The sequence below is a fragment of the Streptomyces sp. NPDC091972 genome (assembly GCF_044756385.1).
Taxonomy (GTDB): domain Bacteria; phylum Actinomycetota; class Actinomycetes; order Streptomycetales; family Streptomycetaceae; genus Streptomyces.
The window spans coordinates 1-12517 of the sequence record NZ_JBIVSV010000020.1 but is presented as its reverse complement, the minus strand read 5'-3'; the positions used below and the strand labels follow the sequence as shown (position 1 = coordinate 12517).

General features: G+C 72.6%; 7 protein-coding genes. 4 read left to right on the top strand and 3 right to left on the bottom strand.

What is annotated here, in order from left to right; translation table 11 throughout:
* The first annotated feature begins 262 nt into the window (after nt 1-262).
* Nucleotides 263-3529: a BTAD domain-containing putative transcriptional regulator gene (locus ACIQJT_RS38970; protein WP_402650297.1), complete on the top strand. Its 3267-nt coding sequence runs from the start codon at nt 263-265 to the stop codon at nt 3527-3529.
* Here ACIQJT_RS38970 and ACIQJT_RS38965 read toward each other — a convergent pair.
* On the bottom strand, nt 3516-5462 hold the full coding sequence (locus ACIQJT_RS38965; protein WP_402650296.1) for a sigma-70 family RNA polymerase sigma factor: 1947 nt from the start codon (nt 5460-5462) through the stop codon (nt 3516-3518). The two genes, ACIQJT_RS38970 and ACIQJT_RS38965, sit on opposite strands and share 14 nt — an antisense overlap.
* A gap of 258 nt (nt 5463-5720) precedes the next feature.
* Complete coding sequence (locus ACIQJT_RS38960; RefSeq protein ID WP_402650295.1) at nt 5721-6503, bottom strand: TetR/AcrR family transcriptional regulator; 783 nt, start codon at nt 6501-6503, stop codon at nt 5721-5723.
* A gap of 374 nt (nt 6504-6877) precedes the next feature.
* Here ACIQJT_RS38960 and ACIQJT_RS38955 point away from each other — a divergent pair, with 374 nt between their 5' ends.
* Both ACIQJT_RS38955 and ACIQJT_RS38950 read left to right on the top strand, forming a co-directional pair.
* Complete coding sequence (locus tag ACIQJT_RS38955) at nt 6878-8257, top strand: NAD(P)/FAD-dependent oxidoreductase (RefSeq protein WP_402650294.1); 1380 nt, start codon at nt 6878-6880, stop codon at nt 8255-8257.
* A 221-nt stretch (nt 8258-8478) separates the two neighbouring features.
* Entirely contained in the window at nt 8479-10116 is a 1638-nt protein-coding gene (locus ACIQJT_RS38950; protein ID WP_365464571.1) for a SpoIIE family protein phosphatase, read from the top strand.
* A gap of 77 nt (nt 10117-10193) precedes the next feature.
* Here ACIQJT_RS38950 and ACIQJT_RS38945 read toward each other — a convergent pair whose 3' ends face one another.
* Nucleotides 10194-11450: an MFS transporter gene (locus ACIQJT_RS38945; RefSeq protein ID WP_402650293.1), complete on the bottom strand. Its 1257-nt coding sequence runs from the start codon at nt 11448-11450 to the stop codon at nt 10194-10196.
* A gap of 134 nt (nt 11451-11584) precedes the next feature.
* Here ACIQJT_RS38945 and ACIQJT_RS38940 point away from each other — a divergent pair, with 134 nt between their 5' ends.
* Nucleotides 11585-12133 (top strand): MarR family transcriptional regulator, encoded by a 549-nt coding sequence (locus ACIQJT_RS38940; protein WP_365464576.1) that lies wholly within the window; start codon nt 11585-11587, stop codon nt 12131-12133.
* Nucleotides 12134-12517: the final 384 nt, after the last annotated feature.

Below are 12517 nucleotides of genomic sequence, written 5' to 3'. Positions count from 1 at the left end.
GTGCCGGGGTGGGGGGTGTCCGTCCTCGGTCCGGCGGCTCGGTCTCTTGAGCAGGGCTCGGTAACGGACGCCGGCCGCTGCGGGCGGACACCCCCCACCCCGTCCCCTGCGCGCCGTACGCGTCTGCACGAGCGTCCACATGACCCACCCAGGGGCGCGGGGAACTGCGCGACCAGCCCTCACCGGCCCGCAGCCGTGCACGGACCCCACGCGGAACTCTGCTTGGCATCCGGGGGCGGGTCGTGCCGGTGACAATGAGTCGGTGCGGTACAGGATTCTGGGTGTTGCTCAGGCGGTGGGCGATGACGGCGGCGTCATACCCCTCCGTGGGGCCCGCCTGCGCACGCTGCTCGCCGCGCTCGCCCTCAGGCCCGGCCGCACCGTGGGGTCAGGGACGTTGGTCGACGAGGTCTGGGGTGAGGACCCGCCGCAGGACGCCCCGGCCGCCCTCCAGGCTCTCGTCGGCCGCCTCCGTCGTACCGTCGGCAAGGACGCGATCGTGTCCGGCCCGGGCGGCTACCGGCTGGCCGCCGCCGAGGACGACGTCGACCTGTACGTCTTCGAGCGGCTCGTACGCCGGGGCACCGCGGCCCTGGCCCACGGCGACGCCCGCACGGCCGCCGAGGACCTCACCGCGGCCCTCGCCCTGTGGCGCGGGGACGCCCTCGCCGACCTGCCCGACCGCACCGCCGCGACCCGCCCCGAGGCCCTGCGCATGGAGGCCGTCCGGGCCCGTGCGGAGGCGGATCTGCTGCTCGGCCGCGCCCAGGACGTCGTACCGGAGCTGAAGGAGCTGACGGGAGCGCATCCGTACGACGAGCCGCTGCACGTCCTGCTCATCCGCGCCCTGCGCGACAGCGGCCGGGGTGCCGACGCCCTCGCCGCCTACGAGACCGCCCGCCGGACCCTCGCCGACGGCCTCGGCACCGATCCGGGGCCGGAGCTTCGGGACCTGCACCGTGAGCTGCTCACGGCCCCGCTCGGTCGCCCTCGTCCCGGACGGACCGGCAACATCCGTCCGCGTCTTACCTCTTTCGTGGGCCGGGAACCCGAACTCGACGCCATCCGTTCCGAATTGCACAGGGCCCGCCTCGTCACCCTCACCGGACCGGGCGGATCCGGAAAGACCCGTCTCGCCGAGGAAGCCGCCGCCGGGCTCCCGCAGGCGTGGCTCGTCGAGCTCGCCCCGCTCGACCGGCCGGAGGCGGTGCCCGGCGCGGTGGTCAGTGCGCTCGGTCTGCGCGAGACCGTGCTCAGGACCGCCGAGTTCAGGGCCGCGCAGGACGACCCGCTCGCCCTGCTCGTCGAGTACTGCGCCCCGCGCAGCCAGCTCCTGATCCTTGACAACTGCGAACATGTCATCGAGGCGGCGGCCCGTCTCGCGGAGGCCCTCCTCACCCGTTGCCCCGGGCTCACCGTCCTCGCCACCAGCCGTGAACCCCTGGGCGTGCCGGGCGAGTCCGTGCGCCCGGTCGAGCCCCTCCGCCCCGAGCAGGCTCACCGGCTCTTCGCCGAGCGCGCCGTCGCCGTCCGCCCCGACGCGGACGCCGTGCTCGCCGACCGGGAGGCCGTCGCCGAGATCTGCCGGCGCCTCGACGGACTGCCCCTCGCCATCGAACTCGCGGCGGCCCGCCTGCGCCTGCTCACCCCCCGCCAGATCGCCGACCGTCTCGACGACCGCTTCCGCCTCCTGACCTCCGGAAGCCGTACCGTCCTGCCCCGCCAGCAGACCCTGCGGGCCGTCGTCGACTGGTCCTGGGAGCTGCTCGACGAGCGGGAGCGGACCCTGCTGCGCGAGGTGTCGGTGTTCGCGGGCGGCTGGGACCTGGAGGCGGCGGAGGCGGTGTGCACCGGGCCGGCCGCCGAGCTCCTCGGCGCTCTCGTGGACAAGTCCCTGATCGTGGCCACCCCGGGCGGGCGGGACGCCTCCGGCGGCATGCGCTACCGCATGCTGGAGACCATCCACGAGTACGCCGCCGAACGCGCGGCCGAGCGCCCCGAGCTGCGTGCCGCCGCCGAGCTCCGGCACCGCGCGTGGGTGCGCGCGCTCGTCGAGGAGGCCGAACCGGAGCTGCGTTCGGCCCGGCAGCTCCCGTGGATCTCCCGCCTGGAGACCGAACTGGACAACATCCGGGCGGCCTTCGACCGCACCCTCGTCGCGGGTGACGAGACGGAGGCCACCGCCCTGGCCCTCGGCATGGGCTGGTTCTGGTGGCTGCGCAACTACCGCCGCGAGGGCATCTCCTGGGTGGACCGGGTCCTGCGCCTGGGGGTGGTCCTGGACAGGGCTGAAGGGCAACCGGCCCTGTCCGCAGGGGAGGGCGAGGACCCTGTCGACGCCTACCTCGCCAGCGCCCGCACCGAGACCGGCCACCCGGCCCACCGCCCGCGCATGAACCTCCGCATGCTCCATCTCTTCCTCCGGGCCGAGACCGAGCCCATGGACGGCGACCTGGACCCCCGCCTGCGCCGCTATGTGGAACTCGTCCAGAACCACTTCGCGAAGGGCGGCCCCGACGCCGCCCGCCTCCCCGGCGTCGTCTGGCCCGTGATCGGCATCAGGCACACCGATCCGGTGGACATCCGCCCCCTGCTGGACACCTCCGTCGCACACTGCCGTGCCCACGGCGACGACTGGGCCGTGGCCGCCGCCCTGATGCTGCGCACCCACCTGGTGGTCGACTCCCCGGGCGGCATGACCGGTGTCGACGACGACCTGGCGGAACTCCGCGTCCTCAGCCGCCGCGCGGGCGACCGCTGGCTCCGCGCCCAGGTCAGCAGCGCGGCCGGGGAGGCGGCCATGGCCCGGGGCCGCCCCGCCGAGGCCAGGGCGGAGTACGAGGAGGCGCTGCGTCTCGCCCACGAGGTGGGGGCGTACGCCGAGACACCGTTCCTCATCGCCCGGCTCGCCGAGGTCGCCTACCGCACCGGCGACCGCGCGACCGCGCTGACCACCCTGGACGAGGCGAGCGCCGCGGGCGACCGGTACGGCGTGCCGGAGACCCGGGCGTTCGTCGACCTCATGCGAGCGCACATCGCCCTGGAGGACAAGGACCTCGCCCGCGCGCGCGAACTGCTCGACTCGGTGCGCGAGCAGATCGGCCAGTCGCCCCCGCCACCCCAGTTCACGGTGATGCTGAACTCCATCGCCGCGATGCTGGCGGCCGCCGAGTCGGGCCCCGAGCACGGACTGCCCCTGATGGCGGAAACCGTCCGTGAGGCGATCGACAAGCGGTGTTCCGACTCCCTCGTGGCGGCCCTCGTCGACGGCGCGGCGACCCTGCTCCGCGACCTCGGCGACCTGCCGCGCACGGCCCGGCTGCTGGCCGCCGCCGAGCGGTGGCGCGGCGGCGACCCGCGTCCCGACCCCGAACGCCTGGAGGCGGAGCGCGCCGAGGCCGCCGCCCGCACCGGCCTCGGCCCCGAACGCTACGCGGCGGAACACGCCCGGGGCGCGGCGCTCACCCCGGCCGAGGCCCTCGCCGAGCTCGACGAGGTGGCGCGGGAGCGGCGCCTCATGAGCACCTGAACTTCGACTCCGCCCAGTCCGCGAGCATCAGGTCGTCGAAGGGGCTGTGCGGCTCGACCACCAGCCGTACGGTGCGGTGCCCGGTGAGGTTCACATGGACGGGCACGGCCGGGTCACCGCCTCTGACCAGCCCCGACCTCCACAGCCGGGCCCCGTCGGCGTACACGGAGAAGTAGACCTTGCCGAGGCCCAGTGTCATGTCGTCGACGCCGACCATCGCGTCGTAGGAGGAGCAGGCGCGGTTGAGGTCGATCGTGACGGAGGAGCGGCCGTGCACGGTCACGCCGTGGGCGTACTTCCGGTCGGCGACCGAGACGCCGTAGCGCTGCCAGACCCAGGTGCTCTCGCCGATCCGCATCTCGGGCCCGCTGCCGTCACCGGAGACGTCGTAGGCCAGCTCGCTCCACTGGTAGACGGCCGGCGGTGGCGGTGGCGGAGGCGGGGGAGTCGGCGTCGGGGTGGGTGTGCGGGTCGGTGTCGGTTCGGGGGTGGGGGGCGGCACGGGTGCCGGGGGCGTCTTCGCGGGCGGAGCAGGCGTGGGGGTGCGAGCCGGCGCCGGTGTGGGCGTGGGGGTGGCGGTGGGGGACGGTGCGGCCGCGGCGACCGGGACCAGCGGGGGTTCCGGCCTCTTAGGGGTAGGCGTGGGCGCGGAGTCGGCCGGTACGACGACCGGAGCGGAGGCCGGCGGCTTGGCGTCGGGCTTCCTGGCCGGGCTGTCGTCGCCGATCAGCGCGAGCGCGACCGCGGCTGCGGCCACCGCGACCACACCGGCCGCGATACCGGCCTTCACCGGCGCGCCGAGCCCCTCCGAGGCCGCGGCGCCGCCCGCTCCCGCCCCGCCCGAGGAGCTCCCGCCCGCCGCGACGGCCGCGCCCGCGGCTCCGGCCGCTCCCGCCCCGGCGCCGCCCGCGATGAGCCCGGCGGCCTTGGCGTACCCGGCGGCCCCGAACCAGCCGATGACCGCGACCGGTACGACGGCGGGGATGCCGCCTGCGACTTCCTTGATCTGGCCCGCGGCCAGCCGGCACTTGGCGCACTCCTCCAGGTGCTTGCGCAGGCCGCGTTCGGCACGGGTGCGCAGACCGCCCCGGGCGTAGGCGCCGAGCCGGTCGGCGTAGCGGGCGCACTCCTCGTCGTCGGCGAGGGCCGCGCTGACGTGGGCCTGGAGATAGGCCTGCTTGAGCCCCTCGCGGGCGCGGCTGGCGAGCACGCGCGTGCCGTTGGCGTCGAGCCCGAAGAGGGTGGCGACCTCGCTGGGCGACTCGTCCTCGACCTCGGTGTGCCACAGCACGGCCTGCCAGCGCTCGGGCAGCGACCGGAACGCCTGCATGGCCATGGACTGCTCGGCCACCTGCATCGCGCGCACGTCGGCGCCCAGGTCGAGGGTGTCGTCGTCGGAGACCTCGTGGGTGCGCGCGGCCTGGGCGGCGAACACCGCGAAGTCGTCGACGAGTTGCTCCCGCTTCGCCGACTTCGTCCAGTTGGCGGCGACGCGGCGGACGGTGGTGAGCAGGTAGGCGCGTACGGCGTGCTCGGGGCCGTGGCCGCCGCGCACCGCCTGGAGCATGCGGGCGAAGACCTCGGCGGTGAGGTCGTCCGCGGTGTGGCCGTCGCGGCAGCAGGTGCGGGCGTAGCGGCGCACCGCGTGCGCGTGGCGGCGGTAGAGCACCTCGTAGGCCGTGTCGTCGCCGGAGCGCATCCGCTCGATCAGGTCGGCGTCGGACGGCGGCATCTGCCGGGGCGGCGGCAGGACACCGCCGTCCTCGCGACGGTCGCGCTGGGCCGGAACACCGCCCTCGACCGGTTCGCCGCCCTGGGCCGGGATGCCACCCTGCGGGATGCCCGCGCGGCCGCCCTGGCCCGGCACCTGAGGGGTGCCCCCGGCTTCCCCGTCGCCCTCGCCGAGGGGTTCGTTCCGCCCGTCAACACTCATCGCGGAATGCCCCCGCCGTCGGCCCAACCAGTCCCGAACACCGGGTCAGAGTGCCATATTGGCTTTTGGTCAGTGCCCCGCGGTACGGGGCATCCACTCATCCGTGGGGAGTTCCCGCACGGCAGTACTGAGCATCACCCGGATGGGGAAGACTCAACTGTCACGGCGGTGCGGCGGTCGGCCCGGGCACCCGGAGAACGCCGGAACATGCCGGGGTGCGGACGTCAGCCGCCCGCACCCCGCTGTCACCCTTTCGAGTCACGCCGGCCGGGACCGCAGCCCTTCCAGCAGGATGTCGAGCAGCCGCGCCGAGGCCGCCGCCTGCTGCGCCGCGTCCGGCAGCGAGGGCGCCGCGGTCGCGATCACCAGCAGGACGTCCGACACCGACACGTCGGTCCGCAGTTCACCGGCGGCCCGCGCCCGGTCCACGAGCTGGCCCACGACCTCCAGCAGGGCCGCCGCCCCGGCGTCGTCGTCGGCGGAGACCTGCGGCGCCTCCTCCGGCACCAGCCGCAGCTCGCCGCCGCCCGGAGTGGTCCGCTGCTGCGGCACCCGCGTCGCGTCGTAGCCGTCGGACACCTCGTCGGCGACGCCGACCCGCAGCACCTGCGGCGGCAGCAGCCGCCCGGCACCGGACGCGACCGACGTGCGCAGGAAGCGCGACAGCGCCGACCACGGCTCGTCCTCCTGGCCGAGCGCCGCCCGCGCCTGGTCGGTCAGCCGGGAGGTCTCCTCCTCGGCTATCCGCCGGACCAGGACGTCCTTGCTCGGGAAACGCCGGTACACCGTGCCGACACCGACCCGGGCGCGCCGCGCCACGTCCTCCATCGGCGCGCCGTAACCCAGCTCGCCGAAGACCTCGCGCGCCGCGCGCAGTACGTGTTCCAGGTTGCGCTGTGCGTCCACGCGCAGCGGGGCCGAACGCGATCCGTCCCGTCCGTTGCCCGCCGTGCTCATCGCCGAGCCCATCGCGCCGCCCATCGCACCGCCACTGGGTGCGATGGCTGACGCGGTGGACCAATGAGTGTCCTGAATGTGCATAAATGTTCCCCCGGTAATGACGTCTCCCCCCGGAGACTCTCCCCGCCATCGAAAGCCGGAGCGTACGGAACAAGCCCGTTTCGCGAGTCCGCCCGTCGCGGACCCGGAGCGCATCCCCCTACACCCCGTCGACACACGAACATAGTTGAGTGGGGGTCAATTCAGAAGGGGCAGGTTCCGCACGGAGCGCCCCCCGATCGGAGTACGGGTGACAATCGCCCCGATTGCACCCCCTGCGCCCGCCCGGCGCACACCCATTGACCTGCGGACCTTCCGCGCCCCCGGACGATTCGGCCAACCCGGCGCGCCGACGACTTCCAGTCACACAAATTGTCGAGGCTGTGGACAAACTCAAGCGACGGGTGCGTCATGGGATGGTGAAGGAACGTGCGCGCATTCTGGTTGTCGGCGGTGGCTACGTCGGGATGTACACGGCTCTGCGTCTGCAGCGGAAGCTGAAACGGGAACTCGACCGGGGTGACGTCGAGATCACCGTCGTCACCCCCGACCCGTACATGACCTATCAGCCGTTCCTGCCCGAGGCGGCCGCCGGTTCCATCTCCCCGCGCCACGTCGTCGTACCGCTGCGCCGCGTCCTCGACCGCTGCCGCGTCCTCGTCGGCGAGGCCACCGCGATCGACCACGGCAGGCGCACGGCCTTCGTCACCACCCTCGCCACCGAGGAGGAGCGCACCGGCGGCGAGAAGCTCTCCTACGACGAACTCGTCCTCGCCCCGGGCTCGATCGCGCGCACCCTGCCGATCCCCGGGCTCGCCGACCACGGCATCGGGTTCAAGACGGTCGAGGAGGCCATCGGCCTGCGCAACCACGTCATCGAACAGATGGACATCGCCTCCTCCACCCGCGACCCCGCGATCCGCGACGCGGCCCTCACGTTCGTCTTCGTCGGCGGCGGCTACGCGGGCGTGGAGGCGCTCGGCGAGCTGGAGGACATGGCCCGCTACACCGCGCGCTACTACCACAACGTCCGTCCCGAGGACATGAAGTGGATCCTGGTCGAGGCCTCCGACCGCATCCTCCCCGAGGTCGGCGAGGACATGGGCCGCTACACGGTCAGCGAACTGCGCCGCCGCAACATCGACGTACGGCTGAACACGCGCCTGGAGTCCTGCGTGGACCGCGTCGCCGTCCTCAGCGACGGCAACCGCTTCCCCACCCGTACGGTCGTGTGGACCGCCGGCGTGAAACCCAGCCCGCTGCTCGCCGCCACCGACCTCCCGCTCAACGAGCGAGGTCGGCTGAAATGCACCCCCCAGCTCACCGTGGAGGGCACCACGCACGCGTGGGCGGCCGGAGACGCTGCCGCCGTCCCCGACGTCACCGCCGAGGAGCCCGGCAGGGAGACGGCACCCAACGCCCAGCACGCCGTACGCCAGGCGAAGGTCCTCGGCGACAACATCGCGCACGCGCTGCGCGGCGAGCCCCTGGAGACGTACTCCCACAAGTACGTCGGCTCGGTGGCCTCACTGGGCCTGCACAAAGGCGTCGCGTTCGTCTACGGACGCAAGCTGAAGGGCTACCCTGCCTGGTTCATGCACCGCGTCTACCACCTCAGCAGGGTCCCCACCTTCAACCGCAAGGCCCGCGTCCTGGCCGAATGGACCCTGTCGGGGCTCTTCAAGAGGGAGATCGTCTCCCTGGGTTCACTCGAACACCCCCGAGCGGAGTTCGAACTCGCGGCCGGTGGAAAGCATCCTCACGACCCGACGAACGACCCGAAGGGGTCGTCCTGACCGGACCGAGGAACTCCACGGACCGCCCCGGCGTCTGACGGATGTCGACCCGGTCGGTCACCCTGCCAGACTGGTGCCCGACTTCGGACGGGCAGCCGCCCGCCCCTCGAACCCAGAGGTTTTCCCACCGTGCTGCACCCCCGGGCTGCCGTCCCCAGCCCCCCGGCCGGGCCCGGAGCCGGCCCGAAGACGCCGAAGACGACGACACGAGGCAAGGATTCGTGAACTTCACGCGCTGGAGCGCCCGCCTCCCCGGAACGCAGCGCCGCGCCGCAGCGCGGACCGACGACCTGGTCACCGAGGACCGCCTGAGCGAGGGAGCCGTCCCCGCGGCCCGCGCCGAACAGCTGACCGTCCCGGTCCCCGCCGTCGAAGAACTCCCCGTCCGCGAAGTCCTCGACCGTGTCCCCGCCCTCGTCGCCCTCGTCCACGGCCCCGACCACCGCCTCGCCTACGTCAACGACGCCTACGTGGTCGCCTTCGGCCTGCGCCCCACGGGCGAACCGGCCCGCGAAGCCCTCCCCGAGCTCCACGAGATCGGCCTCCTCCCGCTCCTCGACCAGGTCCTGCGCAGCGGCAGACCGCGAACGGTCAAGTCCCGCAAGGCCCCCGACGGCCGCTCCTACACCTTCACCTGCACCCCGGTGACGGAAGCGAACGGCGGGGCGGGCGGGGTCCTGGTGTTCGCGACCGACGTCACCGACCACGCCGAGGCCGCCGAACGCCTCAGAGCCAGCGAGCGCCGCCAGCGCGAGACCGCCGTCACCCTCCAGCGCAGCCTCCTCCCGCAGGAACTCGAGGAACCCGACGACCTGCGCATCGCCGCCACCTACCACCCCGGCGGCACGGAGGCCGCGGTCGGCGGCGACTGGTACGACGTCATCACCCTCGGCGGCGGCCGCACGGCCCTGGTCATCGGCGACGTCATGGGCCGCGGGGTACGCGCGGCGGCGGTCATGGGCCAACTCCGCACCGCGGTCAGGGCCTACGCCCGCCTGGACCTCCCGCCGCACGAGATCCTCCAGCTCCTGGACGGCCTCGCCATGGAGATCGACGCCAACCAGATCGCCACCTGCGTGTACGCCATCCACGACCCGAACGAGGGCAAGCTGGTCTACGCCTCGGCCGGCCACCTGCCGATCCTGGTCCGCGACGAGAGCGGTGTCGTCATGCGCGCCGACGAACCCACCGGCCCGCCGCTCGGCACCGGCGGCTGGATGCACGCCTCGGGCTCCATCGCGCTCGGCCCCGGCTCCACGGCCGTCCTCTACACCGACGGCCTGGTCGAACGCCGCAACGAGGACCTCGACGAGGGCATCGCCGCCCTGGAACGCGCCCTGGCCGGCGCCACCGGCACCCCCCAGGTGATCTGCGACCGCCTGGTCCGCTCGGCCGGCGTCACCGCCGAGCACGACGACGACGTGGCCGTCATGGTCCTCCAGCACCCGGCGCACACGGGCCCCGACGCCGAACTCTTCCGCAACGCCGCGCTGGAACTGCTCGGCGGTGTCGAGGCAGCTCCACGCGCGCGTGCGTTCGCCTCCGGCGTCCTGACGAGCTGGCGTTTCCCGGTCGAGCTGCACGACCTGGGCGTGCTGGCGGTGAGCGAACTCGTGGCGAACTCCTTGCAGCACGGCACCCCGCCCATGCGCCTTCGGCTCCGCCGCACCGATCGGCGGCTCATCGTCGAGGTGACGGACGGGGACGACCACCTGCCCCGCCGCCGACGGGCGGAACCCGGTGACGAGTCCGGCCGCGGGATCGCCATCGTGGCGACCATCGCGTCGAACTGGGGGTCGCGGAGGACGCCCGGGGGCGGCAAGGCGGTCTGGTGCGAGTTCGTGCTGCCCAAGGGGTAGCGGCCTGAGGGAGCGGGGCGGCTGCGGGTCGGTTGTGCCCTGTCGCGCAGTTCCCCGCGCCCCTGGCCGCGTTGCAGTCAGGCGGCCAGCGACTTCGCCGTTGCTCCACCCTGTGCCACCACACGGCTCTTCCGCAGCGACGGCTGGTTCTGCACGGGGGTCAGGTGCCTGCCCAGTCGTAGGGCCAGGTACGTGATGCCCAGCGAGAACAGCAGGAACGTCACGATGTACGGCGTGTGCAGGGACGCTCCCAGCGGGCCGCCCACCGCCGGACCGACGGCCAGGGCGAGCTGCTTCACCAGGGCGAAGGCGGAGTTGTACTGGCCCGCCATCCCCTCCGGCGCCAGATCGGCCACCAGCGGGGCCACGGTCGGCGACAGCATCGCCTCACCCAGTCCGAAGAGCGCGTACGTCGACACGAAGGCGGCCGTGGCCATCTCCTGGCTGCCGTGGCCGAGACCCGCATAGCCCGCGGTGAGCCACGCCACGGCCCAGATGAGCCCGACCAGCGCGATCACCCGGGACCGCCGGCGCCGCTCGACGAACCGCAGGACGGCGAACTGCGCGACGACGATCATCGCGGTGTTGGCGGCCAGTGCCGTGCCCAGCGCGGAGGTGGAGATACCGGCGGCCTCGACTCCGTACGCGCTCAGGCCCGACTCGAACTGTCCGTAGCAGGCGAAGAACAGCACGAAGCCCAGGACGCACAACTGCACCATGGCCCGGTTGCCGAGCAACTCCTTCCAGCTGCCCCGTGCGGACTGGCTCGGCGCGCCCTCGATACGCGGGGCGTGCGGCAGCCGCAGCGTCGTCATCACGACCACCAGCAGCAGGAACATCGCCGCCTCGATCGCGAACAGCAGGGTGAAGGACGCCGTGCTCGACGTGTCGACGAGGTGCCCGCCGATGAGACCGCCGACGCCCAGACCGAGGTTCTGCAGGAAGAACTGCGTGGCGAAGGCCCGGGACCGGGTCTCCGCCACGGAGCAGTCCACGATCATCGTCGCCAGCGCCGGCTGCATCACGGCCTGACCCGCGCCGAGCGCGGCCGCCGACAGCAGCACGGTGGAGGCGTGGCCCGCGAGCCCGAGGCTCAGCGATCCGACCGCGGCCATGACCAGAGCGGTGAGCAGCACCGGCAGCGGGCCCCGCCGGACGATGGCCCGTCCGGCGAACGGCAGCACGATCAGCGCCGCCACCGCGAAGACGGCGAGGACCAGCCCCGCCGTCATGGCTCCAAGGCCCCGCACCTGCGCCACGTAGACATACAGATACGGGACGGTGAAACCGAGCCCGAACGCGCTGAGTGCGTTGCCCACGTGGATCCGACGCATCGCTGCGCCCCTCGCCCTGGTCACGTTCACCTCTCTCACTAGTTAGGAGTGAAGACTTCAAAGCTAAAGTTCGAAGCTAAAGAGTACATACTGAAGGACTTCAAGGCAAAGGAGGTGCGTGCCATACTGCGCCCATGGCCGAGACCCCCGGCATGCCCGAGCCGACGCTCGAAGAGCAGATCGCCGCCTACCAGCGCGAGTTCCAGGATCTCGACCCCCAGGTCGAGCAGATCGTCTCGGCGCTCTCCCGCCTGAACCGCCGTATGAACGTCGCCTACAGTCGTCAGACCGCCGACCTGGGCATCAGCAACACCGAGTGGGAGGTCCTCAAGGCACTCGTCCTCTCCGGCGCCCCCTATCGGATGGGTCCCAGCGAGCTTGCCAAGCGGCTCGGCCTCACGCCGGCCGCGATGACCCACCGGATCGACCGCATGCTCGCCGAGGGACTGGTGACCCGGGAGCGGGACGAGTCCAACCGGGTCCGCGTGATCGTGGAGCTGACCGCCGAGGGCCGCGAGAAGTGGCTGGAGGCGATGCGCCTCGCCACGGTCTTCGAGGAGGACCTGCTCCAGGACCTGTCCCAGGAGGAGCGCAACACCCTCGGGGACGTCCTCACCCGGCTCCTGCGCAGGGTGGAGCACGCACAGCCGGACGCCGGCGGGCGACTCAGCGACCTCGACTGAAAAGATCTTGACAGCGGGTGCTTGACACGCCCCTGGCGGATCCGTAGAGTTCTTCGGGTTGCCGCGGGGCCGTAACGGTTCTGCGGTGGCACCTCCGCCGCGACAGCGGCCACTCAAACCACCAGAACGATCTCCCAGCCGGGATGAATTCCGCGTGCCGGAATTCAATTCGATTTGGGTGCGGCCCCTCGATTTGGGACCGCAGCGAGAGTCCGCTAAGGTTTGAGACGTCGGAACGGCCCAACAGCCGGGAAGGCAAGCCCCTCTGACTGGGAATCAGGCCCGAAAGGATCTGATAGAGTCGGAACCGCCGGAAAGGGAAACGCGGAAGCGGGAACCTGGAAAGCACCGAGGAAATCGGAACCGGAAACGGTCTGATAGAGT

Coding starts and splice junctions, on each gene's coding strand:
- ACIQJT_RS38965 (WP_402650296.1), bottom strand. CDS start 5,462: ATGAGTGTTGACGGGCGGAACGAACCCCTCGGCGAGGGCGACGGGGAA.
- ACIQJT_RS38960 (WP_402650295.1), bottom strand. CDS start 6,503: ATGCACATTCAGGACACTCATTGGTCCACCGCGTCAGCCATCGCACCC.
- ACIQJT_RS38955 (WP_402650294.1), top strand. CDS start 6,878: ATGGTGAAGGAACGTGCGCGCATTCTGGTTGTCGGCGGTGGCTACGTC.
- ACIQJT_RS38945 (WP_402650293.1), bottom strand. CDS start 11,450: ATGCGTCGGATCCACGTGGGCAACGCACTCAGCGCGTTCGGGCTCGGT.
- ACIQJT_RS38940 (WP_365464576.1), top strand. CDS start 11,585: ATGGCCGAGACCCCCGGCATGCCCGAGCCGACGCTCGAAGAGCAGATC.